Source organism: Delftia sp. DS1230 (genome assembly GCF_040112715.1).
In the GTDB taxonomy this organism is placed as follows: Bacteria; Pseudomonadota; Gammaproteobacteria; order Burkholderiales; family Burkholderiaceae_C; genus Comamonas; species Comamonas tsuruhatensis.
Map to the genome: position 1 here is coordinate 566697 of NZ_CP157763.1, position 26165 is coordinate 592861.

The following is a 26165-nucleotide window of genomic DNA, read 5'->3' on the forward strand; positions in this document are numbered from 1 at the left end:
GGTCCGGTGATGGAAGGAGCGAAGAGTAAGGGGTAATGAGTGAAGAGGCAGCAGGGGGCTCGTGTGCAGGCTCGGGGGCCGGTCAGGGCGCGAGCTTGCGCAGCACGAAGGGCCGGGGCGCGGCATCCTCGCCTTCGAGGTAGTTGCCGCGGATCTCGCGGGCGCAGCTGCCTTCGACGACATCGCCCAGCCAGGTGGCGGTGATGCGCTTGCCGTCGGCGCTTTCTTCCAGCGTGATGTGGTCATCGGCCACGTCGCCGACCATGGGCCGGGTGTCTGCGCCGCGCGCGATCGTGCCCTTGACGTTGCCCTTCCACTGGGGGTGCGGTCCCAGCTGCAGGCGCACGGGCTGGGCCTGGCCTTCGACCGTGCCGGTCCATTCGCCCTGCAGCTGGCTGTCCTTCATTTCCTCGCCCTCGGGGCATGAGAGAGGGGGCTGTGCGGAGGCTGTGCGGGCGGCCTTGGGTGCGGCCTTGGCCTGGGCGGTGGGCTGTGCGGTGGGCTGCAAGGCGGTGCTGGAGCAGGCGGCGGTCACGGCCACCAGCGCCAGGCTGAGAACGGGGCGGTAAAAACGCATGCGGTGTCTTTCGGGGAATCAGGAGTCGGCGGGCGTGGACTGCTGCGCCTTGAGCGCGAACTCGGCTCGCAGCTGGCGCAGCTTCTCGCGCGGGTCTTCGCGCGAGGTGGCGGCGTCCAGGCCCATTTCCTTGATGAAGCGGCTGGGCAGGGTGGAGACCATCTCGCGGCCCTTCTTGCGGCGCTTGGTCCAGCTCACGGCCAGCGATCGCCGGGCGCGCGTGATGCCCACGTACATGAGGCGGCGCTCTTCCTGCAGGCGCTGGGCGGTCTCGTCGCTGACCTTTTGCTGGCGGCCATCGTCGTCGTCGAGCTTGAAGGGCAGCATGCCCTCGGTCACGCCGACCAGCATCACATGCGGCCATTCCAGGCCCTTGGAGGCGTGCAGCGTGGACAGGATGACCATGTCCTGCTCCTTCTCGCGCTCGCTGATGGTGGACAGCAGGGCGATGTTGCGCGCCACCTCCAGCAGGCTCTTGACCTCGGTGTGCGTGGTCGTTCCCGCCGCATCCTCGATCTGGCCGCCGGCGCGCTGGGCCATCCAGTCGCAGAACTCCAGCACGTTGCTCCATCGCGCGGCGGCCACCGATTCGCTGTCCTCGCTGTCGTAGAGGTACTGCTCGTAGCCGATCTCCTTGAGCCAGTCGAGCATGAAGCCGCGCGACTGCTCGGCGCCCAGCGTGTGGCGGGCGCGGTATTCGAGGTCGTTGATGTAGCGGCCGAACTCCAGCAGGCTGTCATGCGCCTTCTTGGGCAGGGCCGCTTCCAGCATGTGCGCGAACAGGGCGCCGAACATGCTGAGCTTGTGCTGCGAGGAAAACTCGCCCAGCTTGCCCAGCGTGGTGTGGCCTATGCCGCGCTTGGGCGTGCCGATGGCGCGCAGGAAGGCGGGGTCGTCGTCGTTGTTGATCCACAGCCGGAACCAGGCGCACAGGTCCTTGATCTCGGCGCGGTCGAAGAAGCTGGTGCCGCCCGAGACCTTGTAGGGAATGTTGGCCTTGCGCAAGGCCTTCTCGAAGGGCTTGGCCTGGTGGTTGGCGCGGTAGAGGATGGCGAAATCCTTCCAGTCCGGCGGCGGGTTGCTGGCCGCGCGCAGGCTCTGGATGCGGGCCACGGCGCGCTCGGCCTCGTGCTCCTCGGTGTCGCAGTCCACGATGCGCACGGGCTCGCCTTCGCCCAGCTCCGAGAACAGCGTCTTCGGATAGAGCTTGGGGTTGGGCTGGATCACGTTGTTGGCCGCACGCAGGATGGCCGAGGTGGAGCGGTAGTTCTGCTCCAGCTTGATCACCTTGAGCTGCGGGAACTCCACCGGCAGCTTCTTGAGGTTGTCCAGCGTGGCGCCGCGCCAGCCGTAGATGCTCTGGTCGTCGTCGCCCACGGCCGTGAAGTGGGCCCGGCTGCCCACCAGCAGCTTGAGCAGCTCGTACTGCGTGGCGTTGGTGTCCTGGTATTCGTCCACCAGCACATGGCCCAGCAGGCGCTGCCATTTCTCGCGCACCTCGGCGTGGTTCTTGAGCAGGCGCATGGGCATGCCGATCAGGTCGTCGAAGTCCACGCTCTGGTAGGCGGTCAGGCGCTCTTCGTAGCGCTGCATGATCAGCGCCGTGCTGCGTTCGTTGTCGTCCTGGGCCATGGCCAGGGCCTTGCGGCTGTCCCAGCCGGCGTTCTTCCAGTTGCTGATGGTCCATTGCCACTGGCGCGCCGTGGCCAGGTCGGTGGTGCCGCCCGAGCAGTCCTTGAGGATGCCCGTCACGTCGTCGGCATCCAGGATGCTGAACTGGGGCTTGAGGCCCAGCACATGGCCGTCCTCGCGCACCATGCGCACGCCCAGGGCGTGGAAGGTGCAGACCAGCACATCCTTGGCCTGTCGGCCGATGAGGCCGGCCGCGCGCTCGCGCATTTCGGCCGCTGCCTTGTTGGTGAAGGTGATGGCTGCGATGCGCCGTGGCGCCATGCCCGTCTCGATCAGGCGTCCGATCTTGTGCGTGATCACGCGTGTCTTGCCCGAGCCCGCGCCGGCCAGGACCAGGCAGGGGCCTTCGGTGTAGTGGACGGCCTGGAGCTGGGCCAGATTGAGTCCTGCGGACATGGGTGCGTTGCGCGGGGAAAGGCGTGAAAGTGAGGGAAGCGGGAGCATACCGCTTCGGGGGTCGGGGCCGTCCGGGCAGGTGTAAGCACCCTTGGAATTCGGCGACAAATCTCGCGACCCGCGGGGAGCTGTCTGTGGCTGTACAGCCACCGATAGAAAAGTTCACATTGATGGTTTTGATCGTTGAGCGAAAACTATCGAAAATATCAGTGCTCGCCTATATTTGCTCCAGGCGACCTCGATCTGTTCATTTCCCGCTGCTATCCGGGGAGGCGTTGAAGTTGGCTCGCACTACCGATGAGATTGGCCTGGCTGCCGAGCTGTGGTCGCCGCTGCTCAAGCAGCGTTTTGAGACATTGTTTGCCGTGGCGTCCCGCAAGTCGCTGCGCGGCTGGCGGCAGGTGCCCCTGGTCAGCGCCCAGGTGCTGGTGGTGGACGGCAGCCTGCCCGTGCCCGAGGCGGCCGGATGGCTGCCTTGCGTGGTCTATGTGGGCGGTGTGCCCCAGGGGCAGCACCTGGAACGCACGCCCCAGCGCCTGGCCACCTATCTGGATCTGGATTTCACGCTCTCCGACCTGATCGACATGCTGGACCGGGCCGCCGTCTTTCTCATGGACTGGACGGTGCGCCAGCAGGTGGCGTCCTCGCAGACCCTGGTGCGCGCCCTGGATGACCTTCGGCAGCAGGCTGAGGGCTGCCGCTATCAATTCCGGCTCAAGGCATGGGTGGCGCTGCCCGCGCCCTGGAACAGTGCCGAATCCCTGCGGGCCCTGGCCATGCTGTGCCGTGGCCCGATGGATGTGGCCACACTGTGCGAGCACAGCGGCATGGAGCCTGCCGCCGTGGCCGAACTGCTGCGCCACCCCCGGCTGCGCGGCACGCTCGATTGCAGCCTGAGGCCGGCCCGTGCGGACGATCCGACGCCGCTGGGCGGCCACCGCGCGCAGGCGCACGGGGCTGCCACTGCCGTGGCGCCAGGCCTGTCGCGCCAGTGGGTGCAGCGGCTGACCGGCTGGATACGCCGCGGAGGGCAGGCATGAGCATGTGGATGAGCGACCAGCCCGGTGCGGGATTGGTGCGGGTGAGCCTGATCGGCCCCATGGGCATCGGCAAGACCACGGCGCTGCGCAGCCTGTGCGGAGCGCTGATGGCCGCAACGGATGTGCCCAATCTCGACCGGGCCGCCCATTCCAAGGAGTTCACCACCGTGGGCGCGGAGTTCGGCGAGATCGATCTGGGCGAGGGAATGCGGCTGCAGCTGGTGGGCAGCCCGGGCCAGGACCGCTTCGACTTCGTGCGCCGCTGGGTGCTCAATGCTTCGGTGGGCGTGCTGCTGATGGTGGATGTGGGCGATGCCTCGGCGCCGGACTATGCCGCGCAGCTCCTGTCCGAGATCGCCACCCTGGAGGTCGAACCCCAGGTGCTGCTGCTCAGTTGCCGTGACGCCAGCGAACAACAGCAGGAGGCGTTCAGCACCGCCTTGGCCGATCGAGGTCGCGGTATAGTGCCTGTCATCCAGGCGGACCCCCGTGACCGGCAGCAGTTGCTGGATGCGCTGGGGGTGCTCGTTTCCTTGCTTTCCTTGCAAAGTCAGGCATGAAGACACCAACGCATCCCCAGATTTCCTCCACCGTGATCGAAGCTGGCCAAGTTGCACTCAATCGCGTGGTGGCGCCTCTCGAGGGCGTGCATATCGCCTTGCTGTGCACGCCCGATGGTTTCGAGATCACGGCCCTGCGGGTCAAGAGCGAGCTGCCGACGGAGCGCCTGTCTGCCATGGCGGGCTCGCTGATGGCCATGGCAAAGGCCGTGGCCGCCGAGATAGGCCACAAGTCCTGCCACCGCCTGACCTTCGAGACCGAACTGGGTACCGTCCTTTTCCAGGCCGTGGGCGGCAGCCACCCGGCCATCCTGTGCATGGTGGTCGATCAAAGCGCCTTGCTGGGACGTGCGCTGTGGGCCGCGGGCGAAGTGGCCGGCGATCTGTCCCGTCTCTGACCCCCGTATCCGATTCAAGAGTTTTCTCCCCCGAGGAGCGGGCGCGATGAGTCCATCGCATCGCCTGCCCTTGCTATTTGAAAGAGGTGGCATATGGCTTCGATACATGATTCTCTGAACGGCCTGCTGGGCATCGATGGCGCCCTGTGCGCAGCCCTGGTGGACAGCACCAGCGGCATGCTGATGGGCAGCGCGGGCTCCGGCCTCGACATGGAGCTGGCGGCCGCCGGCAACACGGAGGTGGTGCGCGCCAAGCTCAAGACCATGCGCATGCTCAAGCTGGACGATGCCATCGACGACATCCTGATCACCCTGACCCACCAGTACCACGTCATCCGGCCCGTGGCCGCCCATGAAGGCGTGTTCTTCTACCTGGTGCTGGACAAGAGCCGCTCCAACCTGGCGCTGGCCCGCCGCAAGGTGCAGGAGATCGAAAAGGACCTGGCACTCTGAGAGCGCCCGCGCTCTTGCCGCCAGACCTGCCGGAGACGGATTCCGGCAGGTTTTTTTTCGCCCGCCGTCACCGGTGCGCCACGGGCGCGCAGCGTACGCGCCGGCTTGCTGCCAGAATCGCCGCGTGCTGTCCGTCCTGCTGATCACCTTCCCCTTCTTCGCTCTCGTGGCCTGCGGCTTCGCAGCCACCTGGCGTGGCGTGCTGCCGCAGGCGGCGATACCGGGGCTCAACGCCTTCGTGCTGTATTTCGCGCTGCCCTGCATGCTGTTTCGCTTTGGCGCGCAGACGCCGATCGCGCAACTGCTGGATGTGGGCGTCTCCGTGGTCTACCTGCTGTGCGCGCTGCTGATGGTGGGCGCCACCGTGGCGCTCACGCTGCGGCGCGTGGGCTGGAACGATGCGGCCTTCGGCGCGCTGGTGGCCGCCTTCCCCAATACCGGCTTCATGGGCGTGCCCATGCTGGTGGCGCTGCTGGGTGAGCGTGCGGCGGGCCCGGTCATCGTCACCATGGCCATCGACATGGTGGTGACCACCTCGCTGTGCATTGCGCTGTCGCGCCTCGGAATGCCGGGCGGGCACGGTGTGACGGTGGCATTGCGCCGCGCGCTGGCGGGCATGGCCTCCAACCCCATGCCCTGGTCCATCGTGCTGGGCGCAGTGGCGTCGGCGGCGGGCTGGACGCTGCCCGGCCCCATCGACCGCACCGTGGCCATGCTGGCGGGCGCGGCCTCGCCCGTGGCGCTGTTCACCATAGGCGCCGTGCTGGCGCGCTCGCAGATGAACAGCCATGAGCGCGTGGCCGCGCGCGACTACGTGCCCATCGCGCTGGCCAAGCTGCTGGTCCATCCGTTGCTGGTCTGGGCCGTGGCCCGCGCGGCCATGGCGCTGGGCCTGCCGCTGGGTGAGGAGGCCTTCGTGGCCCTGGTGCTGCTGGCCGCACTGCCCAGCGCCAGCAATGTCTCGCTGCTGACCGAGCGCTTCGGTGCGCATGGCGGGCGGGTGGCCCGCATCATCCTGGTGTCCACGGTGCTGGCCTTCCTGAGCTTCTCGGGCGCCGTGGCGTTGATGACCTGAGCAGGTCCGAGCGGCAGGCCTGGCAGGCCCGGACAGTCCAGGCCTGTCGGCAGGCTGGCGCTCTCTACAATCGCGCCCATGTTTTTTCACCACCTCGACGGGATTGCATGAAACCCTCCCCCTCTGCCCCGGCCGGCGCCCCCACGGGCGCGGGCCTGCTCTGGATGGTGACGCTGGCCTGCCTGCTCTGGGCCCTGGTGTCCTGGCTGGCCAATGGCAACCTGGACGGCTACCACGACATGCTGGAGAACTATGCCTGGTCCCAGCCGCTGCAGCTGGGCACGCACAAGCACCCGCCGTTCTTCGCCTGGGTGGTCGGCCTGTGGTTCATGGTGTTTCCGCAGAACGACGCCTTCTACCGCCTGCTGTCCTATGCCAATGTGGGCGTGGGCCTGTGGGGTGTCTATGTGCTGGGCCGGCGCCTGGGGCTGGCGCGCCTGGCGCCGCTGGGGGCGCTGCTGCTGCTGTGGTGCTTCCCGTATACGACGCTGGCCGGCAAGTTCAACGCCAACAGCCAGCTGCTGTCCCTGTGGCCCTGGGCGGCGGCCCTGCTGCTGGCCAGCTGGCAGGAAAAGGGTGTGCGGGGCCTGGCCTTCAGCGTGGCGCTGGGCGTGGTCTCGGCCGCCTGCATGCTCAGCAAGTACTACAGCGGCGTGTTCCTGGCCGGTTTTCTGCTGCCCATCCTCCTGGTTCGCGAAGGTCGCCAGTGGCTGCTCACTCCCAGGCCTTATGTGGCGCTGGCAGCCTTTGGCCTGGCGCTGGCGCCGCATGTGGCCTGGATTGCCCACCACCAGTGGGTGACGCTGGGCTATGCCATGGACCAGGGCGGCGGGCAGGTGGTGTGGGGCTATGTGCTGCGCTTTGCGCTGGCGCCCATCTTCTACTGGCTGCCGGCCTGGCTGGCCGTGTGCCTGGTGTATGGCTTCATGCAGGCCCGCCAGCAAGGCGGTGGCTGGCTGCGCTGGAGTGCGCGCTTTCTGCGCCGCAGCTGGGCCTGGCAGGGGCGGGGCGACACCTTGTTCTGGCTGGCCCTCATGCCCTGGCTGACGACGCTGGGCTTTGGCGCCACCGGCGTGGTGGAGCTGTCCACGCCCTGGGCCATTCCCATCGGCTATGCCTTCGTGCTGCTGTGGCTGCGCAACCTGGACGCCGAGGCGCCTGCCGCGACGCAGGCCGCCCTGGCCGCGCTGCGCCGCGCCTGGTGGCCGAGCCTGGCCGTGGTGCTGGTGATTGGCGTGGCCGCGGGTTGGGGCAATGCGCGCAAGAGCAGTTCCGACTACTACCGGCCCGCGGCCGATGCGGCCCAGGCCATCGTGCTGTCCTGGAACCAGCGCCACCCGGAGCAGCCGCTGCAGTGGGTGGGCGGCGACTGGGCGGAAAACGCCATGCTCTCCTTCTATGCACAGCCGCATCTGCGCACCATCCCCGGCCTGCCCGACAGCGAATATGCGCGTGTGCTGGCGCTGGCGGACTGGCGCCGCCAGCCCGGCCTGCTGCTGTGTCCGCGCGGCCCCGTGGCCGGCGAGCCCGGGCCGACCGCGAAATCGCGCGATTGCGAGCGGCAGGCGCAGGCCTGGCTGGCGAAGCTGGGCCTGCCGCAGGAGCCGCGTGTGCTCACGCTGCAACGCTCGGGCTGGCGTTTTCCTGTGCCCACACCTTATGCGTATGCGGTTTTTGATGTGTTGCCGCGCGCGGGCAGCCAGCCCGCTGACAATGCTGGCCTATGACCGAATTGCATGCTGACATTGCTCCGGCCGCTCCCAAGGGAATGCTGCCGCGCGCGCCGCTGCGGCTGAGCTGCGTGGTGCCGGCCCACAATGAAGAGGGCAACCTGGAGGCGTTCCTGCGCGCCCTGGACGCGACCGTGCGCACGCTGACGCCCGACTACGAGCTGATCGTCGTCAACGATGGCAGCCGCGACGCCACGCACGAGATCGCGCTGCGCATGGCGCAGGAGCTGCCCGTGCGCTACCTGGCGCTGTCTCGCAACTTCGGCAAGGAGGCGGCCCTGTCGGCCGGCATAGACCATGCGCGCGGCAATGCCGTGGTGCTGATCGACGCCGACTTCCAGCATCCGCTGCAGATGCTGCCCCAGATGTGCGAGCTGTGGCAGTCCGGCTACGACATGGTCTATGGCGTGATCGCCGACCGGGGCGCCGAAAGCGGCGCCAAGCGCGTGGGCACCAATCTGTTCTACCGGCTCATGAATGCCGGCAACCTGGTGAAGATCCCGCCCAATGCCGGCGACTTCCGCTGGCTGGACCGCTGCGTGGCCGACGCGCTCAAGGCACTGCCCGAGAGCCACCGGTTCATGAAGGGCCTGTACGCCTGGGTGGGCTTCAAGGCGGCGGCACTGCCGTTCGTGCCGGCCGACCGCACGGCCGGGGCGTCCAGCTTCAATTTCCGGCGCCTGGGCTCGCTGGCCCTGCTGGGGCTGACCTCGTTCACCACCTTGCCGCTGCGCGTGTGGAGCATCGTGGGCGGGATGATCTCGCTGGCGGCCCTGCTCTACGGGCTGTGGATCACCATGGAGACGCTGATCTTCGGCAACCCGCTGGACGGCTGGCCTACGCTGGCGGCCAGCATCATGCTGTTCTCGGGCGTGCAGCTGATGTCCATCGGCATCCTGGGCGAGTACATCGGCCGGATCTATGACGAGGTCAAGCGCCGTCCCACCTATCTGCTGGCGCGCGACGAGGACCGCAGCCCGCTGGCGCCGCGGGAGTAGCCATGCACGATGTGATCGCGCAGCTGCGCCGCCTGCCGCAGGCGCTGCAGTTCGTGCTGGTGGGCGGCTGCGCGGCCGCCACGCACCTGGCCGTGGTCGCCCTGCTGGTGCAGCTGGCGGGCATGGCGCCGCTGCATGCGAATGTGCTGGCCTTTCTCGTGGCCTTCGTGGTCAGCTACAACGGCCATGCGCTGTTCACCTTCGTGCAGACCCAGGCGCGTGGCCGGGCCGTGGTGGCCAAATACTTCGCCGTGGCCTGCGTCTCCTTCGTGGCCAATGAGCTGCTGTACTGGGCGGCCCTGCACTGGCTGCACTGGCACTATTTCTGGAGCCTGGCCCTGGTGCTGGTGCTGGTGGCGGTGGGCACCTTCGTCCTGGCCAAGTTCTGGGCCTTTGCGGCCCCCGGACGCAAGGAATCCCCATGAACACCATGCCTGCCATAAACGGGGAGAAGTCCCCGGCCAGAACCGTCGTCCTGTGCGCCGACGACTATGCGCTGCACCCCCTGGTCGATGAAGCCGTGGAGCAGCTCACGCTGCAGGGCCGGCTGTCGGCCACCAGCTGCATGACCACCTCGCCGCACTGGAGGCAGGCGGCCAGGCGCCTGCCCGCGCTGCGCCCGCGCCTGTCGCTGGGCCTGCACTTCAACCTGACCGAAGGCCATGGCCTGCAGCCCTCCTCCGGCATAGGGGCGGTGATTGCGCGCGCCTACGCAGGACGGCTGGGCAGCGCCGCCATGCGCGACGCCTGGCGCCGCCAGCTCGACGCCTTCGAGGACGCGCTGGGCATGGCCCCCGACTTCATCGACGGCCACCAGCACGTGCACCAGCTTCCCGGCGTGCGCGCCGCGCTGGTGCAGGAATTGCGCCAGCGCTATGGCGACAACGCCGACGACCTGCCCTGGGTCCGCTCCACCACCCCGGCCGGCCAGCTCTGGCGCGACCCCAAGGCCGCCATCATCGCCCTGCTGGGCGGCTGGACCACCACCCGCCGCCTGCGCCGCCAGGGCGTGCCGCTCAACCACGGCTTCGGCGGCGTCTACGCCTTCGACCAGCCCACGCCCGAAGGCTATGGCCGCCACATGGCCCAATGGCTGGCCCAGCTGCAGCCCGGCAGCCTCATGATGTGCCACCCCGCCACCGCCCCCGTCCAGGGCGACGCCATAGGCGCCCAGCGCGCCGTCGAATACGCCTACCTGCGCTCCGACGCCTTCGCCCAGGCCCTCGAACAAGCGCACTGCCACATCGCCCAAGGCCCCCTCACCCCGCTGTTCACAACGAACTAAGAAGCAGCAATAGAAAAGGCCCGGCCAAAAATGGACCGGGCCATGTGGGCGCAGCGCAAAAAACCGACGAGGCCCAAAGCAAGGGACAGCAAGCAAGGGCCGCCCCGCAGCGAGGCTGTCGTCCCCCTCCCCCGCGAAGCGGGTAGAGAGGCGCCGTGCCACGGGGGGAAGGCGCGCCAGCGCCTCAGGGGGTGCTATCAGTACTCCCAGAAGATGCGCTGCAGCTGCTTCGTGTCCTGCGTCTTGGTCAGGGCCACGGCGGCCAGCAGGCGGGCCTTCTGCGGGTTCAGGTCATGGGCGACGACCCAGTCGTACTTGTCGTCGGGCTGCTCGGCGTTGCGCAGCACGAAGCCGGCCGGCACGCGCGAGCTGCGCACCACGATCACGCCCTTTTGGCGCAGTTCATTGAGCTTGGGCACGATGCGGTCGGCCACCGAGCCGTTGCCCGTGCCGGCGTGCACGATGGCCTTGACGCCGGCCTTGCCCAGCGCGTCGATGGCCGTGGCCGGCACGTTGCCGTAGCCATAGACGATGTCCACGGCGGGCAGGTCGGTGATCTGCTCGATGTTGAACTCGCTGCCCCTGGTGTGGCGCTTGACGGGGGCGCGGAACCAGTAGGTCTTGCCCTCGACCACCATGCCCAGCGGGCCCCACTGGCTGGAGAAGGCATTGGTCTTGATGTTGGTGAGCTTGGCCACATCGCGCGCGGAGTCGATGTTGTCGTTCATGCTGACCAGCACGCCCTTGCCCGCCGAGTCCTTGGAGGCGGCCGTGGCCACGGCGCCCAGCAGGTTCAGCGCGCCGTCGGCCGAGATGGCCGTGCCGGGGCGCATGGAGCCGACCATGACGATGGGCTTGTCGGTGGGCACCACCAGGTTCAGGAAGTAGCCGGTCTCCTCCAGCGTGTCCGTGCCGTGGGTGACGACGATGCCGTCCACGCCGGGCTGCTTGGCCAGCTCGTTGACGCGGCGTGCCAGCGTCAGCAGTTCCTTGTTGGTGAAGCTTTCGGAGGCGATCTGGAAGACCTGCTCGCCAGAGACGTTGGCGATGTTGCTCAGCTCGGGCAGGCCGGCCAGCAGCTTGTCCACGGGGACCTTGGCGGCCGTGTAGGTGGCGCTGTTGACGGCGCTGGCGCCCGCGCCGGCAATGGTGCCGCCCGTGGCCAGGACGACCACGTTGGGCTTGCCGGCCTGTGCGGCGGGAGCGGGTGCAGGGGCGGTCGCCGTGGCGGGCGCTGCGGCTGCGGGGGCCTGGCTGGCGCCGGGCTGGGACGCGCAGCCTGCCAGCGCAAGCGCGACGGCCATCAAGGTCATACGGAAGGGGGTGAACGGCATGTATCGCTCCTGGAAAGGCATTGAATGATCCAGCCTTGTGGGCTGAATGCGGCACGATGCAATAAACATGCCCCGCCTGCATCAGCGCAAATCCCGATGGGAGTCGTGCGGCGGATGCGCTAAAAGCGCTTCCGAAAAAGGAGCGGTGAACGCTTTGTGGGATTGCACCAAAGGCCTGAAAGGCTTGAGGTTTTTTGGGGCCGTTCCAGAGGCTGTGCCACGTTCAGATGGCCAGCGGGTCCACGTCTACCAGCCAGCGCACCAGGGCGCGGTGCTCGGGCTGTGCCCTGATCCAGTGCAGATGCGCCTGCCAGGCCCAGAGAAAGCGCAGCAGGGCGGGCCGCTGGGCCGACTCGATCAGCATCTGCGCCCGCTCCACATTGGCCACGCGCTGGACGGACATGGGAATGGGCGGGTAGAGAAACACATCGTCCACATGGGGCAGGCCGGCCTGGCGCGCGGCTTGGGCGGCGGCGGCCAGAAAGGCCTGGGCGGCCTCCTGGCTGCGCGCATCGGCCCGCACGATGGCCTGGAAGGCAAACGGCGGCATGCCCGCATCGCGCCGCTCGCGCAGCTGGCGCGCCGCAAAGGCAGGGTAGTCGTGCGAGCGCAGCGCGGTGTAGACGGGATGGGACGGGTCGTGCGTCTGTATCCACATCTCCGGATGGCTGCCCTGGGCGGCCACGTAGTGCGCGTCGCGCCCTGCGCGGCCGGCCGCCTGCATCAGCAGGCTGAACAGGCGTTCGGGCGCGCGGTAGTCGCTGGAAAACAGCGCGCTGTCGGGCTGGACGGCGGCCACCAGGGTGATACGCCGGAAGTCATGGCCCTTGGCCACCATCTGGGTGCCGACCAGCACATCGATGTCGCCGGCATGCACCTGGGCCAGCTGCTCCTCCAGCGCGCCCTTGGCGCGCGTGGTGTCGGCGTCGATGCGCGCCACGCGGGCGGGCTCGCGGTCGGGGCGCTGCACGTTGCGCAGCAGGCGGGCCAGTTCTTCCTCCAGCTGCTCCGTGCCCTTGCCCAGCGGCAGGATGTCGGGATTGCCGCAGCCGGGGCAGGCCATGGGCACGCGCTGGGTGTAGCCGCAGTGGTGGCAGCGCAGCGTGCGGTCGGCCTTGTGGAAGACCTGGTGGGCACTGCAGTGCGGGCAGTCGCTTTTCCAGCCGCAGTCGGCGCAGAACAGCACGGGCGCGAAGCCGCGGCGGTTGAGCAGCACCAGGCTTTGCTCGCCGCGCTGCACACGCTCGGTGATGGCATCGATCAGCGGCGGCGAGAACACGGCCTTGCGCGGCTGCTGGCCCATGTCCACCAGGCGCACGCGCGGCAGGGCGGCCGCGCCGATGCGGCTGGGCATGTGCAGGCGCAGGTAGCGGCCGCCCTGCGGCTCTTCGGCATTGGGCGGGCGGCTGGCGTGCCAGCTCTCCAGCGAGGGGGTGGCGCTGCCCAGGATGACCTTGGCGCCGGTATCGCGCCCGCGCCAGATGGCCAGGTCGCGCGCCGAGTAGCGTGCGCCTTCCTGCTGCTTGTAGCTGGCGTCGTGCTCCTCGTCCACCACGATCAGCGACAGCCCCGGCAGGCTGGCGAACACCGACATGCGCGTGCCCAGCACGATGCGCGCCGTGCCCGTGTGTGCCGCCAGCCAGCTCTTGAGCCGCTGCGGGTTGGTCATGCCGCTGTGCATGCTGACCACGCAGGCCGCGCCGTACTGCGGCGCAAAGCGCGCCAGGAAGCGCTGCTCCAGCTGGGGCGTGAGGTTGATCTCGGGCACCATCACCAGCACCTGGGCGCCGGGGTCGGCATCCAGCGCGGCCTGGGTGGTCCTCAGGTAGACCTCGGTCTTGCCGCTGCCCGTGCTGCCGTAGAGCAGGAAGGGGCCGGGGTGGGCGGCGATCTGCGTGAAGACGTCGGCCTGCTCGGCGCTGAGGACGATGGGGGGAATGTCTGCGGCGGCCGGGGCCGGTGCGAGCGCTGATGCAGGCGCAGCGCCAGGCGCCGGTTGCGCCTGTTCCGCCTTTGCAGCCTTGGCCGCTCTCTTCGCCGCGGCCTTGGTCGGCCTGAGCCGGCGCGCCAGTTGCTCGGCCGTCATGTCGCGCAGCTGCGGCGGCAGGGCCGTCACGGCGATCTCGCCCACGCTGCGCTGGTAGTAGTAGGCGGCGAAGGCCACCAGCCGCCGCCAGGCCGCCGGCAGCGGCGCGATGCCCTCCAGCACGGCGCAGATGGCGCGCAGCTCCACGCCTTCGGGCACGGCGGGCGGCTGGGCCGGCGCGTCCCAGACCACGCCCAGCAGTTCCCGGCGTCCCAGCGGCACGCGCACCAGGGTGCCCGGCTCCAGCGGCTGCTCGCAGGTATAGCTCAGCAGATCACCCACGGCGCTGTGCGCCGGCGTCTGGACGGCGACATGGACGGTATGGGCGGGAAGGGGCATGGGAAGAAAGCGGGGCCTGAAAACGCTGGCGCCGTAGGGCACGAACAGCGGCAACAAAGCCGCCAAGCATAAGCCTTGGGCAGCGTCCGAGGCGTGGGAAGCGGCGTTCTACACCAGACATCCCGGGCGGTGGCTACGGGTTTCTGGGTATATCGTCAATTTCTGTGGATAACTTTGTGGGGATTATTCGGATCTATGGCCATCCCCCCATTTGTCTGACCTTTCCGAGTGGTGCATTCTGAAAACGGTGCTATCAAAAAAAATCTTCAAAAACAACGGCTTATATCGATATGTCGCCCGCGTGCAGGCGCGGGTGACAACTGTGAGTCCTAAGACCTCGCTCAGATTTTTCTGTGCATAAGATGGTCTGTGGCCATCTTGTGCAGCAAGCGCCGGCCGGGCGCGCGGACTGTGGACAGCGCGGCCCAGCCGGGCCGGTGGCTGTCACGGCAGGGGGCCGGCGCTGCGCTGGCATCCGGTCCTGCGTGTGATGAGGAGCAGGGCGGGCGCTCAGCGCTGGCGCATGGCGCGCGAATGGCCGTGGACGGCCTCGACCAGGGCGGCCACATGCTCGGGCGGCGTGAACTGGCTGATGCCGTGGCCCAGGTTGAAGATGTGCGTGGGGCCCGTGGTGGTCCTGTCGGTGTGCGGGGCGCCGAAGCTGTCGAGCACGGCGCGCGCCTGCTCGGCCACGCGCTCGGGCGGCGCGAACAGCACATTGGGGTCGATGTTGCCCTGCAGCGCCTTGCCGGGTCCGCCCACCTCGCCGCCGACGATGGCGCGGGCGCGGGCCAGGTTGGCCGTCCAGTCCAGGCCCAGCACCTCGCAGTCCAGGTCCTTCATGTCGGGCAGCCAGATGCCGCCGCCCTTGGTGAAGACGATGCGCGGCACGTCCTGCCCATCGACGCCCGTGCGCTTGAGTCCGGCCAGCACGCGCTTCGTGTAGGCCAGGCTGAATTCCTGGAAGGCGCCATCGGCCAGCACGCCGCCCCAGCTGTCGAACACCATCACGGCCTGGGCGCCCGCATCGATCTGGGCGTTGAGGTAGGCGGCCACGCTGTCGGCGTTGATGGCCAGGATGCGGTGCATCAGGTCGGGGCGCGCATACATCAGGCTCTTGACCAGGCGGTAGTCGTCGCTGCCCTTGCCCTCGACCATGTAGCAGGCCAGGGTCCAGGGACTGCCCGAGAAACCGATCAGCGGCACGCGGCCATCGAGCGCGCGGCGGATGCTGGTCACGGCGTCGAACACATAGCGCAGCTTGTCCATGTCGGGCACGGCCAGCTCGGCCACGGCGGCCTCGTCACGCACCACCTTGGCAAAGCGCGGGCCTTCGCCTTCGGCAAAGGACAGGCCCAGGCCCATGGCGTCGGGCACGGTCAGGATGTCGGAGAACAGGATGGCCGCGTCCAGCGGGAAGCGCTCCAGTGGCTGCAGCGTGACCTCGGTGGCGTAGTCCACGTTGGTGGCCAGGCCCATGAAGCTGCCGGCCCGGGCGCGCGTGGCCTTGTATTCGGGGAGATAGCGGCCCGCCTGGCGCATCAGCCACAGCGGCGTGTAGTCGGTGGCCTGGCGCCGGCAGGCGCGCAGGAAGGTGTCGTTGGTCAGGGGGGCGAAGCTCATGGTGGGCGATTGTCGCCGAGTCGGCTTCGCCAGGTTGCCGCGATGCCCGAGCAGCGCAGGGCGTCTTGCCCCGGGTTAACCCTGGTCAATATCGGCGGCAACGGGCTTTTTGAGGCCGCTACATTGTGCGGCGTGCGTTCCGCACGGGAATCCGTCCATGCAAGGAGAGAGTTTGCGATGCAGCGAAGAACCCTGACCCAGATCCTGGCCCTGGCACCGGCCTCGGCCGTTTGGGCTGCCAGCGGGCTGGCTGGAAGTGCCACGGCGGCCGAGTCACTGTTTCCGGGCAAGGCGCCGCTGCGCATCGTCGTGGGCTACCCGCCCGGTGGCGCCACCGACCGCGTGGCGCGCATCGTGGCCGACAAGCTGCAGGCGCGCGTGGGCTCGCCCGTGGTGGTGGAGAACAAGCCCGGCGCGGGCGGCCGCCTGTCGGCCCAGTATGTGAAGAACGCGCCGGCCTCCCAGCCCGCGCTGCTGCTGGCCAACCCGGCCGTGATGCTGGTGGCGCCCCTGGTGTTCCCTGACTCGGGCTACGACCCCGACAAGGACTTCCGCCCGGTCAGCGAGGTCAATCGCTACGAATTCGGCGTGGCCGTGGCCAGTGCCGTGCCCGTCAGGCAGCTGTCGCACCTGCTGGCCTGGCTGCGTGCCAATCCGCAGCAGGCCAACGTGGGCGTGCCGGCCACGGGCAGCCTGCCGCACTTCTTCTCGCTGATGCTGGGCGAGGCCGCCAAGGTCCGCACCGAAACCGTGGGCTACAAGGGCTCGGCCCCGCTGCTGACCGACCTGGTGGGCGGCCAGGTGCCGCTGGCCATCGACACCTTCGACGTGCTGCTGCCCCAGCACGAGGCCGGCAAGATCCGCGTGCTGGCCGTGTCGGGCGAGCGCCGCAGCACCATGGCGCCGGACATCCCCACGCTCAAGGAATCGGGCCTGAACCTGTCGGGCATGGGCTGGAACACCTTGTTCGCGCCCCAGAGCATGGCGCCCGACATTGCCGAGCGCCTGTCGCGCATGGTGCAGGAGATCATGAAGGAGCCCGACACGCGCCAGAAATTCGAGGCCAGCCGGCTGACCCCGGTCTCCAGCAGCAGCGCGCAGACGGCCGAGATGCTCAAGGCCTACCGCGCCCAGTGGACGCCGGTGGTGCAGCGCTCGGGCTTCAAGCCCTGAACCTTCGACAAATCGGCCCGTGAGGGCCTTTTTTCATGGGGCCTAGGGTTTCCTCGGTGCCTGGGCGCTTGTGGTGGAAAGGGTCTGGCGACTAACATTTACCGACCATTCGGTAAATTATGTTTGATCTGCCGCATAAAGACGGCAGACAGGCCACGGAGACTTCCATGCCCCCATCGCTGGTTCTGGTTGAGCAGCACGACGCCGTCCGCACCCTGGTGCTCAATCGCCCCGACGCGCTCAACAGCTTCAACGCGCAGCTGCACGAGCAGCTGCTTTCGGCCCTGGAGCAGGCCGCCGGCGATGCCTCGGTGCGCTGCGTGGTGCTCACGGGCGCGGGGCGCGGCTTTTGCGCGGGCCAGGATCTCTCCGACCCCGAGGCCGCGCCCGACCAGAACCTGGGCGACCTGATCGAGCGCCGCTACCAGCCGCTGTGCCTGCGTCTCAAGTCCATGCCCGTGCCCGTGGTGGCCGCCGTCAATGGCGTGGCTGCCGGTGCGGGCGCCAATATCGCGCTGGCCTGCGACCTGGTGCTGGCCGCACGCTCGGCCAGCTTCATCCAGGCCTTTGCCAAGATCGGCCTGGTGCCCGACTGCGGCGGCACCTGGCTGCTGCCGCGCCTGGTGGGCCGTGCGCGCGCCCTGGGCCTTGCGCTGCTGGGCGACAAGCTGCCTGCGGCCGAGGCCGAACGCATCGGCCTGATCTGGCGCTGCGTGGAAGATGCCGATTTGCGCAGCGAGGCCCAGGCCCTGGCGCAGCGCCTGGCCGCCATGCCGGTGCGGGCCCTGGCGCGCACGCGGGAGGCCATGGACTCGGCCCAGCTGCTGGACTACGAACATGCGCTCACGCGCGAGGCGCGCCAGCAGGGCCAGCTGGGCGCAGCCCACGACTACCAGGAGGGCGTGGCCGCCTTCCTGGGCAAGCGGGCTGCCGTGTTCTCGGACCGCTGAGGAGCCCGCCATGCAAGACAACCACACCCCGGGCGAGGCCGCCCAGCGACTGGCCGAGCAGGTGCGCGACGGCATGCTGGCGCGCGACCGCGCCGCGCAAGGCCTGGGCCTGCGCATCACGGACATTGCCCCCGGCGCAGCGCGCATGGAGATGGCCGTGCGCGACGACATGCTCAATGGCTTCGACATCTGCCACGGCGGCTTCATCACGGCGCTGGCCGACACGGCCTTTGCCTATGCCTGCAATGCGCGCAACGAGATGACGGTGGCCTCGGGCCTGAGCGTGGACTTCGTCGCGCCCGGGCGGCCCGGCGACGTGCTCACAGCGCAGGCCCGCGAAGTCTCGCGTGCAGGCCGCACCGGCGTCTATGACGTGCAGGTCACCAACCAGCGCCAGGAAGTGATCGCGCTGTTCCGTGGCCGCTCGCACAGCTTCAAGGGCCGGCCCACCGTGCCCGGCCTGAACCAGCCCGTCTGAAAAGACCCAGCCATGCCTGTCCAGCGCCCCGCCCCCGGCGTACTCGATCCCATCGAAACCGCCAGCCGCGACGAGATCGCCTCGCTGCAGCTGCAGCGCCTGCGCTGGTCGCTGCAGCATGCCTACGACAACGTGCCGCACTACCGCCGCGCCTTCGACGAAAAGGGCGTGCATCCGTCCGACCTGCGCACGCTGTCCGACCTGGCCCGCTTTCCCTTCACTACCAAGAAGGACCTGCGCGAGAACTACCCGTTCGGCATGTTCGCCGTGCCGCGCCAGAAGGTGGCGCGCGTGCATGCCTCCTCGGGCACCACGGGCAAGCCCACGGTGGTGGGCTACACGTTGAATGACATCGACAACTGGGCGAACCTGGTGGCGCGCTCCATCCGCGCGGCGGGCGGGCGGCCCGGCGACATGGTGCATGTGGCCTATGGCTATGGCCTGTTCACGGGCGGGCTGGGCGCGCACTACGGTGCCGAGCGCGCCGGCTGCACCGTGGTGCCCATGTCGGGCGGGCAGACCGAAAAGCAGGTGCAGCTGATCCAGGATTTCCGGCCCGACATCATCATGGTCACGCCCAGCTACATGCAGGTGATCGTGGAGGAGATGCAGCGCCAGGGGATGGACCCGCGCGAGAGTTCGCTCAAGATCGGCATCTTCGGCGCCGAGCCCTGGACCGAGGCCATGCGCCGCGAGATCGAGGGCAAGGCGGGGCTGGATGCCATGGACATCTACGGCCTGTCCGAAGTCATGGGCCCGGGCGTGGCCAGCGAATGCGTGGAAAGCAAGGACGGGCCGGTGATCTGGGAAGACCATTTCTATCCCGAGATCATCGACCCGGACACGGGCGAGGTGCTGCCCGACGGCAGCGAGGGCGAGCTGGTCTTCACGTCGCTGTCCAAGGAAGCCATGCCCATCATTCGTTACCGCACGCGGGACCTGACGCGGCTGCTGGCGCCGACTTCGCGCAGCTTCCGGCGCATGGGCAAGATCGTGGGGCGCAGCGACGACATGATGATCATCCGCGGCGTGAACCTGTTTCCGACGCAGATCGAGGAGATCGTGCTGCAGAACGCCCAGCTGTCGGGCCAGTACCAGCTGGTGGTCACGCGCGACGGCAACCTGGACCGGCTGGCCGTGCGCTGCGAGATGCAGCCGGGCACGCAGGGCGACACCGAGGCGCTGGCCCTGTGGGTGCAGCAGCGCATCAAGACCCTGGTCGGCGTGAGCGCCGAGGTCGAGGTGCTGCGGCCCGATTCCATAGAGCGCACCCTGGTGGGCAAGGCCCGCCGCGTGATCGACCACCGCAGCCGCTGAGCGCGCACAGGAGTCCCATGGCCCGAGGCCGATCTTCCGGATACGACGACCAGCGCGAACTGATCCTGGGCCATGCCGCCGCGCTGTTCGCGCGCAGCGGCTACCCCGGCACTTCGATGAACGAGGTGGCCCAGGCCTGCGGCCTGTCCAAGCCCACCATCTACCACTACTTCCGCGACAAGTACGCGCTGCTGGTGGACATCACCGACGGCCACATGACGCGGCTGCAGGCCCTGGTGGACGAGGTGCAGGCCATGGGCCTGCCGCCCGAGCCGCGGCTGCGCATGCTGATCGAGCGCTTCGTGCAGGAGTACGCCCATGCCCGGCATGCCCACCGCGTGCTGACCGAGGACGTGCGCTTCCTGCAGGACGAGGACCGCCAGCGCGTGGTGGGCAAGGAGCGCGCCGTGGTCGAGGCCTTTGCCCAGGCGGTGGCCCAGCTGCGGCCGGACGCCGACGGCGCGGGCCTGTCCAAGGCGCTGGCCATGCTGCTGTTCGGGATGATGAACTGGATGTTCACCTGGCTGCGGCCCGACGGAACGCTGGACCACGAGGCCATGGCCCCCGTGGTGGCCGACCTGTTCCTCGGAGGCTTGCCTGCCGTGCAGACCCCAGGCAAACCCGTGCATCAAACCGCTGGCAAAAAAATAGTTACCACGGTAAATTGTGGCGCCTGACGGCACCGCGCCCCATCCAACACAAAGGAGACAGACATGAAGCGCATGACAAAACTGGGCCTGCTGGCCGCAACCCTGGCCACGGTGTGGGGCTCGGCCCTGGCCGACATCAACGTGGGCGTGGTGGTCTCGGCCACCGGGCCGGCCGCGTCGCTGGGCATTCCCGAAAAGAACACGGTGGCGCTGATGCCGCGCACGGTGGCGGGCCAGAAGGTCAACTACATCATCCTGGACGACGCCTCCGACACCACGGCGGCCGTGGCCAACACGCGCAAGCTGATCAGCGAGAGCAAGGTCGACGTGATCCTGGGCTCCAGCATCACGCCCAACTCCCTGGCCATGGTGGACGTGGTCTCCGAGGCCAAGACGCCCATGATCACGCTGGCCGCCTCGGCCAAGATCGTCGAGCCCGTGGATGCCAAGAAGTTCTGGGTCTTCAAGACGCCCCAGCACGACGCCATGATGGCCGCCGCCATCGGCGAGCACATGGCCAAGGCCGGCATCAAGACCGTGGGCTACATCGGCTTCAACGACGCCTATGGAGAAAGCTGGCTGCAGGAATTCCGCAAGGTGGCCGAGGCCAAGGGCCTCAAGCTCACCGCCACCGAGGCCTATTCGCGCAGCGACACCTCGGTCACGGGCCAGACGCTCAAGCTCATGGCGGCCAAGCCCGATGCGGTGCTGATCGCCGGCTCGGGCACGCCGGCCGCACTGCCGCAGAAGTCGCTCAAGGAGCGCGGCTACCAGGGCAAGATCTACCAGACCCACGGCGTGGCCAATGCCGACTTCCTGCGCGTGGGCGGCAAGGATGTGGAAGGCACGCTGCTGCCCGCCGGCCCCGTGCTGGTGGCCCACCAGCTGCCCGACAGCAATCCGGTCAAGAAGTCCGCCGTCTCCTATGTGGAGGCCTACGAGGCCGCCAACGGCAAGGGCACGGCTTCGACCTTTGGCGCGCATTCCTGGGATGCGGGCCGCGTGCTCGAAGCGGCGATTCCCGCCGCGCTCAAGAAGGCCCAGCCCGGCACGGCCGAGTTCCGCGCCGCGCTGCGCGATGCGCTGGAGCAGACCAAGGACGTGGCCGGCGCCCACGGCATCTTCAACATGACGCCCACCGACCACCTGGGCCTGGACCAGCGCGCGGCCGTCATGGTCAAGATCGAGAACGGTACCTGGAAGTACCAGCCCTGAACCTGCAGGCCTGAGGCCGCAGCGGCTGCCGCGCCTGGCGGCGGCCGCTGTGGCGCTTGGCCGCGTCTGCTCGAAAGTCGATCATGGATCTGCAAATCGCCCTGCTGCTGGGGCAGGACGGCATCGTCAACGGCGCCGTCTACGGCCTGATGGCGCTGGCCCTGGTGCTGGTGTTCTCGGTCACCCGCATCATCTTCATCCCGCAGGGGGAGTTCGTCGCCTTCGGCGCGCTCACCCTGGCCATGATGCAGGCCGGACGCGTGCCCACCACGCTGTGGCTGCTGCTGGCCCTGGCCGCCGCCGTGCTGGTGGTGGACCTGCTGCGCTGGCGCGCGGGCAGCCAGGTGAGCTGGCCCGCCACCTTCCTGTGGTGCCTGGCGCTGCCGGCCATTGCCGTGGCCCTGGCCTGGGGGCTGCGTCCGTCCTCGCTGATGCTGCAGGCGCTGGCCACCCTGGTGCTGATCACGCCCATGGGGCCGCTGCTGTACCGCCTGGCCTACCGGCCGCTGGCCCATGCCTCGGTGCTGATGCTGCTCATCGTCTCGGTGGCCATGCACGGCGTGCTGGTCGGCCTGGGGCTGCTGTTCTTCGGTGCCGAAGGCTCGCGCACCCCCGCGTTTTCCGAGGCGCAGCTGCGCCTGGGCGACATCACGATCTCGGGCCAGTCCCTGGTGGTGGTGGGCGTGACCCTGGTGCTGGTGGCCCTGCTGTTCGTGTTCTTCGAGCGCTCCATGATCGGCAAGGCGCTGCGCGCCACGGCCATCAACCGCGTGGGCGCACGCCTCATGGGCATTCCCACGGCCATGGCCGGCGACGTGAGCTTTGCGCTGGCCGCGCTGATCGGCGCCATCTCCGGCCTGCTGATCGCGCCGCTGACCACGGTGTACTACGACACCGGCTTTCTGATCGGCCTCAAGGGCTTCGTGGCCGCCATCGTGGGAGGGCTGGCCAGCTACCCGCTGGCCCTGGCCGGCGCGCTGCTGGTCGGGCTGCTGGAGGCCTTCTCGTCGTTCTGGGCCAGTGCCTACAAGGAGGTGCTGGTGTTCACGCTGATCATCCCGGTGCTGTGGTGGCGATCGCGCAATAGCCACCATGTGGAGGAAGAAGAATGAGCGCCCCCGTTTCCTCGCAGGCCGCGGCGCCTGCCAAGGCCGCCTCGGGCGGCATCAGCACGCGCGTGCTCACGGTGGCCGCCATTGCGCTGCTGGCCGCGTCCTGGGGCTTCCTGCCCGATTTCACCGTCGTCATCCTCAGCTACATCGGCCTGTTCGCCATGGTGGCGGCAGGCCTGGTGATGCTGACCGGCGTGGGCGGCATGACCTCGTTCGGCCAGGCGGCCTTCGTGGGCATCGGCGCCTATGCCACGGCCTGGGTCTGCACGGCGCCGGCCTCGGTGGCGGCGCTGGGCGGGCTGGTGGGCGCGGCGGGCCTGCCCTGGGTGGGCCTGGCGCTGGGCCTGCTCATCACCTTCGTCGTGGCCTGGCTGCTGGGCGCGGTCACGGTCAAGCTGCAGGGCCACTACCTGCCGCTGTGCACCATCGCCTGGGGGCTGAGCCTGTACTACCTGTTCGGCAACATGGAATTCCTGGGCGGGCAGACCGGCATCACGGGCATTGCGCCGCTGGTGATCGGCGGCGTCTCGCTGGCCTCGCCGCGCGCCATGGGCGTGGTGATCTGGGCCGTGCTGCTGGTGGCGCTGTGGCTGCTGCACAACCTGCTGGACTCGCGCGAGGGTCGGGCCATCCGCGCGCTGCGCGGCGGCCGCGTCATGGCCGAGTCCATGGGCATCGACACGGCGCACTACCGCGTCAAGCTCTTCGTGTTGGCGGCCCTGCTGGCCACGCTCTCGGGCTGGCTCTACGCCCACATGCAGCGCTTCGTGAGCCCGGCGCCCTTCAACCTGAACGTGGGCATCGAGTACCTGTTCATGGCCGTGGTCGGCGGCGCCGGCCACCTGTGGGGCGCGGTGCTGGGCGCCACGCTGATCACGCTGATCAAGCAAAAGCTGCAGGACATATTGCCGGCCCTGCTGGGCACCAGCGGCAACTTCGAGGTCATCGTCTTCGGCCTGCTGATGGTGCTGGTGCTGCAGCGCTTTGCAGAAGGCCTGTGGCCCACGCTGCAGGCGCTCACGGCGCGCTGGGTGCGCCGGCCCGTGTCTGATCTCAAGCTGGCGGACGCTGCGCCGCTGGCGCAGCGCGCGCTGCCCGCGGCGGGCCAGGTGCTGCTGGCGGCCGAGCATGTGACCAAGCGCTTTGGCGGCCTGGTGGCCAACAACGATGTGGCCATGACGCTCAGGGCCGGCGAGGTGCATGCGCTGATCGGCCCCAACGGCGCGGGCAAGAGCACTTTCTTCAACATGATCTCGGGCGTGGACTCGCCCACCGAGGGCCAGGTGCGCTTCATGGACCAGGCCATGAACGATGCGCCCTCGCGCCGCTTTGCCGCCCTGGGCCTGGGCCGCACCTTCCAGCATGTGCGCCTGCTGGGCCAGCGCAGCGTGCTGGAGAACGTGGCCGTGGGCGCGCACCGGCGTGCGCACCGGGGCTGGCTGGCCTCCATGCTGCGCCTGGACCGGGCCGAGGAGGCCTCGGTGCTGGCCGAGGCGCGCCGCCAGATCGAGCGCTGCGGCCTGGGCGCCTTCGCCGATGTGCCGGCCGCCTCGCTGGCCCTGGGCCAGCAGCGCATCGTGGAGATCGCACGCGCCCTGGCCGGACAGCCTGCGGCCCTGCTGCTGGACGAGCCGGCCGCCGGCCTGCGCCACCTGGAAAAACAGGCCCTGGCCGACCTGCTGCGCCAGCTGCGCGCCGAGGGGCTGGGCATTCTCGTCGTGGAGCACGACATGGAGTTCGTCATGAATCTTGCGGACCGCATCACGGTGCTGGAGTTCGGCACCGTGATCGCCGAAGGCACGCCGGCCCAGATCCAGGTCAACCAGCGCGTGCTGGACGCCTACCTGGGCGGCGGCGACGACGACGAGGCAACCGGAGAGACGGCATGAGCGACACCCTTTTGCAGCTCAAGGGCCTGAGCGTGTCCTACGGTCCCGTGGAGGCCGTGCACCAGGTGGATCTGGATGTGCGCAGCGGCGAGATCGTCACCGTCATCGGCCCCAACGGCGCGGGCAAGACCACGCTGCTGTCGGCCGCCATGGGCCTGCTGCCCTCGCGCGGCGAGATCCATCTGGACGGCAAGCGCATCGCACGCCCCGGCGTCGAGGTCATGGTGGCCAACGGCGTGGCCCTGGTGCCCGAAAAGCGCGAGCTGTTCGGCGAGATGTCGGTGGAGGACAACCTGCTGCTGGGCGGCTTCTCGCGCTGGCGCCGGGGCCTGCGCGACCAGACGCAGCGCATGGACGAGGTCTTTGCCATCTTCCCGCGCCTGAGGGAGCGGCGCCCGCAGATGGCCTCCACCCTGTCGGGCGGCGAGCGCCAGATGCTGGCCATCGGCCGCGCGCTGATGGCGCGCCCGCGCCTGCTGCTGCTGGACGAGCCCTCGCTGGGCCTGGCGCCGCTGATCGTGCGCGAGGTGCTGCAGGTCGTGGCCGGCCTGCGCGACCACGGCGTCTCGGTGCTGCTGGTCGAGCAGAACGCGCGCGCCGCCCTCAAGGTGGCCGACCGTGCCTACGTGCTGGAGATGGGCGCCGTGGCCCTCAGCGGCGCGGCCAGGGAGCTGCTGCATGACCGGCGCATCATCGATACCTATCTGGGGATGGGGCGCAGTGCGGAGGCGGCGGCGGTGGCCTGAGACGCAACCCCCAGCCACAACGAAAAAGGCTGCCGGACCGGCAGCCTTTTTGCGTCTGCAGCGTGGCGCTCAGTCCAGCTTGATGTTGTTGGCCGAGATCACCCGTCCCCACTTGCCGCGCTCGGCGCGCACGAACTGGCCCATCTGGTCGGCGCTGCCGGGCATGGGCTCCACGCCCATGGCGGCCAGGCGTGCCTTGGTGCGGGTGTCGGCCAGGGCATGCTGCAGCGACTGGCTGAACTTCTTGACCACCTCGGCCGAGCTGCCCGTGGGCACGACGATGCCCTGCCAGGCATAGCCCTCGAAACCTTTCAGACCCTGCTCCTGCAGCGTGGCGACCTGGGGCAGCACGTCCACGCGCGCAGGGCTGGCCACGCCAATGGCCTTGAGCTTTTTCTCGCTCAGGAAGGGAATGATGGTGGCGCTGTCGGCCCACATGGCGGGAATCTGGCCGCCGACCACGTCCTGCACGGCAGGGGCCGCTCCGCGGTAGGGCACATGGGTCATGTTGGTGAGGCCCGCCTGCTCCCGGAACAGCTCGCCCACCAGGTGGTGGGGGCTGCCCAGGCCGGCCGAGCCCCAGCTCACGCCGGTCTTTTGCTGTTTGGCCCAGGCCAGGAATTCGGCGAGGTTGGTGGCGGGCACCTCGTTGTTGACCACCAGCAGCATGGGAAAGCGCACCAGCATGCCCACGGGCTTGAAGTCGCGCTCGGCGTTGTAGTTGAGCTTGCTGAACAGGAAGGGGTTGGCCGCCAGCGTGGCGAAGTCGGCCGTGAACATGAGGTTGCCGTGGTCGCGCGAGCGGGCGCTGTACTCGGCCGCGATGTTGGTGCCTGCGCCGGGCTTGTTGTTGATGACGATGACCCGCTCCAGGTTGCGGCCCATGGCCTCGGCGATGACGCGGGCGACCACGTCCGAGCCGCCGCCGGCCGCATAGCCGACGACCCATTCCAGGGGCTTGTCCTGTGCCAGGGCGGCAGGCCCTGCGGCCAGGGCCAGGCCCGAGCAGGCCAGTGCGGCCAGAAACTGCTTGCGTTGCATCCTTGTCT

24 protein-coding genes are annotated in these 26165 nt (G+C 68.8%); 18 read left to right on the top strand and 6 right to left on the bottom strand.

The window, feature by feature from the left end; translation table 11 throughout:
* Positions 1 to 82: 82 nt before the first annotated feature.
* Both AAN986_RS02580 and AAN986_RS02585 read right to left on the bottom strand, forming a co-directional pair.
* Positions 83 to 577 carry a hypothetical protein gene (locus AAN986_RS02580; protein ID WP_047219273.1) on the bottom strand — a complete coding sequence of 165 codons (495 nt, stop codon included), beginning with the start codon at positions 575 to 577 and terminating at the stop codon, positions 83 to 85.
* Positions 578 to 595: 18 nt separating this feature from the next.
* A complete protein-coding gene (locus tag AAN986_RS02585) occupies positions 596 to 2665 on the bottom strand; it encodes a UvrD-helicase domain-containing protein (RefSeq protein ID WP_016450371.1) in 2070 nt (689 codons plus the stop codon).
* Positions 2666 to 2946: 281 nt separating this feature from the next.
* Between AAN986_RS02585 and AAN986_RS02590 the strand changes: the two genes are divergently transcribed.
* From AAN986_RS02590 to AAN986_RS02630, 9 genes are all read left to right on the top strand, one after another.
* Positions 2947 to 3705: a hypothetical protein gene (locus AAN986_RS02590; protein WP_046988366.1), complete on the top strand. Its 759-nt coding sequence runs from the start codon at positions 2947 to 2949 to the stop codon at positions 3703 to 3705.
* A complete protein-coding gene (locus AAN986_RS02595) occupies positions 3702 to 4265 on the top strand; it encodes a GTPase (RefSeq protein WP_016450373.1) in 564 nt (187 codons plus the stop codon). Before AAN986_RS02590 ends, AAN986_RS02595 begins: the two co-directional genes overlap by 4 nt.
* On the top strand, positions 4262 to 4663 hold the full coding sequence (locus AAN986_RS02600; protein WP_016450374.1) for a hypothetical protein: 402 nt from the start codon (positions 4262 to 4264) through the stop codon (positions 4661 to 4663). Before AAN986_RS02595 ends, AAN986_RS02600 begins: the two co-directional genes overlap by 4 nt.
* 93 nt (positions 4664 to 4756) lie before the next feature.
* Positions 4757 to 5116 (top strand): hypothetical protein, encoded by a 360-nt coding sequence (locus AAN986_RS02605; RefSeq protein WP_016450375.1) that lies wholly within the window; start codon positions 4757 to 4759, stop codon positions 5114 to 5116.
* 124 nt (positions 5117 to 5240) lie between these two features.
* Positions 5241 to 6191, top strand: coding sequence for an AEC family transporter (locus AAN986_RS02610; protein ID WP_016450376.1), 951 nt, complete (start codon positions 5241 to 5243; stop codon positions 6189 to 6191).
* 107 nt (positions 6192 to 6298) lie between these two features.
* A complete protein-coding gene (locus tag AAN986_RS02615; RefSeq protein WP_047219274.1) occupies positions 6299 to 7918 on the top strand; it encodes a glycosyltransferase family 39 protein in 1620 nt (539 codons plus the stop codon).
* Complete coding sequence (locus AAN986_RS02620; protein WP_016454509.1) at positions 7915 to 8919, top strand: glycosyltransferase; 1005 nt, start codon at positions 7915 to 7917, stop codon at positions 8917 to 8919. Before AAN986_RS02615 ends, AAN986_RS02620 begins: the two co-directional genes overlap by 4 nt.
* A gap of 2 nt (positions 8920 to 8921) precedes the next feature.
* Positions 8922 to 9344 (top strand): GtrA family protein, encoded by a 423-nt coding sequence (locus tag AAN986_RS02625; RefSeq protein ID WP_017406517.1) that lies wholly within the window; start codon positions 8922 to 8924, stop codon positions 9342 to 9344.
* Entirely contained in the window at positions 9341 to 10204 is an 864-nt protein-coding gene (locus AAN986_RS02630; protein ID WP_047219275.1) for a ChbG/HpnK family deacetylase, read from the top strand. Before AAN986_RS02625 ends, AAN986_RS02630 begins: the two co-directional genes overlap by 4 nt.
* A 197-nt stretch (positions 10205 to 10401) precedes the next feature.
* On the opposite strand, the gene AAN986_RS02635 is transcribed toward AAN986_RS02630, so the two are convergent.
* The 3 genes from AAN986_RS02635 to hemE form a co-directional block, all read right to left on the bottom strand.
* Positions 10402 to 11538: an asparaginase gene (locus tag AAN986_RS02635; protein ID WP_016450381.1), complete on the bottom strand. Its 1137-nt coding sequence runs from the start codon at positions 11536 to 11538 to the stop codon at positions 10402 to 10404.
* Positions 11539 to 11761: 223 nt separating this feature from the next.
* Positions 11762 to 13963, bottom strand: a complete 2202-nt coding sequence (priA, locus tag AAN986_RS02640) for a primosomal protein N' (protein WP_047219278.1) — start codon at positions 13961 to 13963, stop codon at positions 11762 to 11764.
* Between the two features lie 510 nt (positions 13964 to 14473).
* On the bottom strand, positions 14474 to 15586 hold the full coding sequence (hemE, locus tag AAN986_RS02645; RefSeq protein WP_016450383.1) for a uroporphyrinogen decarboxylase: 1113 nt from the start codon (positions 15584 to 15586) through the stop codon (positions 14474 to 14476).
* 177 nt (positions 15587 to 15763) lie between these two features.
* Between hemE and AAN986_RS02650 the strand changes: the two genes are divergently transcribed.
* The 9 genes from AAN986_RS02650 (at position 15764) to AAN986_RS02690 (ending at position 25116) form a co-directional block, all read left to right on the top strand.
* Positions 15764 to 16759 carry a tripartite tricarboxylate transporter substrate-binding protein gene (locus tag AAN986_RS02650; protein ID WP_047219276.1) on the top strand — a complete coding sequence of 332 codons (996 nt, stop codon included), beginning with the start codon at positions 15764 to 15766 and terminating at the stop codon, positions 16757 to 16759.
* Between the two features lie 167 nt (positions 16760 to 16926).
* Complete coding sequence (locus AAN986_RS02655; RefSeq protein WP_013800319.1) at positions 16927 to 17709, top strand: enoyl-CoA hydratase-related protein; 783 nt, start codon at positions 16927 to 16929, stop codon at positions 17707 to 17709.
* Positions 17710 to 17719: 10 nt separating this feature from the next.
* Positions 17720 to 18187 (top strand): hydroxyphenylacetyl-CoA thioesterase PaaI, encoded by a 468-nt coding sequence (gene paaI, locus AAN986_RS02660; RefSeq protein ID WP_043792457.1) that lies wholly within the window; start codon positions 17720 to 17722, stop codon positions 18185 to 18187.
* A 12-nt stretch (positions 18188 to 18199) separates the two neighbouring features.
* Positions 18200 to 19504 carry a phenylacetate--CoA ligase PaaK gene (paaK, locus tag AAN986_RS02665; protein ID WP_349335564.1) on the top strand — a complete coding sequence of 435 codons (1305 nt, stop codon included), beginning with the start codon at positions 18200 to 18202 and terminating at the stop codon, positions 19502 to 19504.
* Between the two features lie 17 nt (positions 19505 to 19521).
* Complete coding sequence (locus AAN986_RS02670; RefSeq protein ID WP_016449263.1) at positions 19522 to 20181, top strand: TetR/AcrR family transcriptional regulator; 660 nt, start codon at positions 19522 to 19524, stop codon at positions 20179 to 20181.
* 36 nt (positions 20182 to 20217) lie between these two features.
* A complete protein-coding gene (locus AAN986_RS02675; RefSeq protein WP_016454722.1) occupies positions 20218 to 21369 on the top strand; it encodes an ABC transporter substrate-binding protein in 1152 nt (383 codons plus the stop codon).
* Between the two features lie 83 nt (positions 21370 to 21452).
* Positions 21453 to 22481 carry a branched-chain amino acid ABC transporter permease gene (locus AAN986_RS02680; protein WP_012202505.1) on the top strand — a complete coding sequence of 343 codons (1029 nt, stop codon included), beginning with the start codon at positions 21453 to 21455 and terminating at the stop codon, positions 22479 to 22481.
* On the top strand, positions 22478 to 24370 hold the full coding sequence (locus AAN986_RS02685) for a branched-chain amino acid ABC transporter ATP-binding protein/permease (RefSeq protein WP_017406074.1): 1893 nt from the start codon (positions 22478 to 22480) through the stop codon (positions 24368 to 24370). Before AAN986_RS02680 ends, AAN986_RS02685 begins: the two co-directional genes overlap by 4 nt.
* Positions 24367 to 25116, top strand: a complete 750-nt coding sequence (locus AAN986_RS02690) for an ABC transporter ATP-binding protein (RefSeq protein WP_047219451.1) — start codon at positions 24367 to 24369, stop codon at positions 25114 to 25116. Before AAN986_RS02685 ends, AAN986_RS02690 begins: the two co-directional genes overlap by 4 nt.
* Before the next feature lie 69 nt (positions 25117 to 25185).
* Here AAN986_RS02690 and AAN986_RS02695 read toward each other — a convergent pair whose 3' ends face one another.
* A complete protein-coding gene (locus AAN986_RS02695) occupies positions 25186 to 26157 on the bottom strand; it encodes a tripartite tricarboxylate transporter substrate binding protein (protein ID WP_047219450.1) in 972 nt (323 codons plus the stop codon).
* Positions 26158 to 26165 lie beyond the last annotated feature (8 nt).

Excerpts from the sequence above, each read along its gene's own strand:
- AAN986_RS02580 (WP_047219273.1), bottom strand. The coding sequence starts at position 577 with ATGCGTTTTTACCGCCCCGTTCTCAGCCTGGCGCTGGTGGCCGTGACC.
- AAN986_RS02585 (WP_016450371.1), bottom strand. The coding sequence starts at position 2,665 with ATGTCCGCAGGACTCAATCTGGCCCAGCTCCAGGCCGTCCACTACACC.
- AAN986_RS02595 (WP_016450373.1), top strand. The coding sequence starts at position 3,702 with ATGAGCATGTGGATGAGCGACCAGCCCGGTGCGGGATTGGTGCGGGTG.
- AAN986_RS02600 (WP_016450374.1), top strand. The coding sequence starts at position 4,262 with ATGAAGACACCAACGCATCCCCAGATTTCCTCCACCGTGATCGAAGCT.
- AAN986_RS02605 (WP_016450375.1), top strand. The coding sequence starts at position 4,757 with ATGGCTTCGATACATGATTCTCTGAACGGCCTGCTGGGCATCGATGGC.
- AAN986_RS02615 (WP_047219274.1), top strand. The coding sequence starts at position 6,299 with ATGAAACCCTCCCCCTCTGCCCCGGCCGGCGCCCCCACGGGCGCGGGC.
- AAN986_RS02620 (WP_016454509.1), top strand. The coding sequence starts at position 7,915 with ATGACCGAATTGCATGCTGACATTGCTCCGGCCGCTCCCAAGGGAATG.
- AAN986_RS02625 (WP_017406517.1), top strand. The coding sequence starts at position 8,922 with ATGCACGATGTGATCGCGCAGCTGCGCCGCCTGCCGCAGGCGCTGCAG.
- AAN986_RS02630 (WP_047219275.1), top strand. The coding sequence starts at position 9,341 with ATGAACACCATGCCTGCCATAAACGGGGAGAAGTCCCCGGCCAGAACC.
- AAN986_RS02635 (WP_016450381.1), bottom strand. The coding sequence starts at position 11,538 with ATGCCGTTCACCCCCTTCCGTATGACCTTGATGGCCGTCGCGCTTGCG.
- priA (WP_047219278.1), bottom strand. The coding sequence starts at position 13,963 with ATGCCCCTTCCCGCCCATACCGTCCATGTCGCCGTCCAGACGCCGGCG.
- hemE (WP_016450383.1), bottom strand. The coding sequence starts at position 15,586 with ATGAGCTTCGCCCCCCTGACCAACGACACCTTCCTGCGCGCCTGCCGG.
- AAN986_RS02650 (WP_047219276.1), top strand. The coding sequence starts at position 15,764 with ATGCAGCGAAGAACCCTGACCCAGATCCTGGCCCTGGCACCGGCCTCG.
- AAN986_RS02655 (WP_013800319.1), top strand. The coding sequence starts at position 16,927 with ATGCCCCCATCGCTGGTTCTGGTTGAGCAGCACGACGCCGTCCGCACC.
- paaI (WP_043792457.1), top strand. The coding sequence starts at position 17,720 with ATGCAAGACAACCACACCCCGGGCGAGGCCGCCCAGCGACTGGCCGAG.
- paaK (WP_349335564.1), top strand. The coding sequence starts at position 18,200 with ATGCCTGTCCAGCGCCCCGCCCCCGGCGTACTCGATCCCATCGAAACC.
- AAN986_RS02670 (WP_016449263.1), top strand. The coding sequence starts at position 19,522 with ATGGCCCGAGGCCGATCTTCCGGATACGACGACCAGCGCGAACTGATC.
- AAN986_RS02675 (WP_016454722.1), top strand. The coding sequence starts at position 20,218 with ATGAAGCGCATGACAAAACTGGGCCTGCTGGCCGCAACCCTGGCCACG.
- AAN986_RS02680 (WP_012202505.1), top strand. The coding sequence starts at position 21,453 with ATGGATCTGCAAATCGCCCTGCTGCTGGGGCAGGACGGCATCGTCAAC.
- AAN986_RS02685 (WP_017406074.1), top strand. The coding sequence starts at position 22,478 with ATGAGCGCCCCCGTTTCCTCGCAGGCCGCGGCGCCTGCCAAGGCCGCC.
- AAN986_RS02690 (WP_047219451.1), top strand. The coding sequence starts at position 24,367 with ATGAGCGACACCCTTTTGCAGCTCAAGGGCCTGAGCGTGTCCTACGGT.
- AAN986_RS02695 (WP_047219450.1), bottom strand. The coding sequence starts at position 26,157 with ATGCAACGCAAGCAGTTTCTGGCCGCACTGGCCTGCTCGGGCCTGGCC.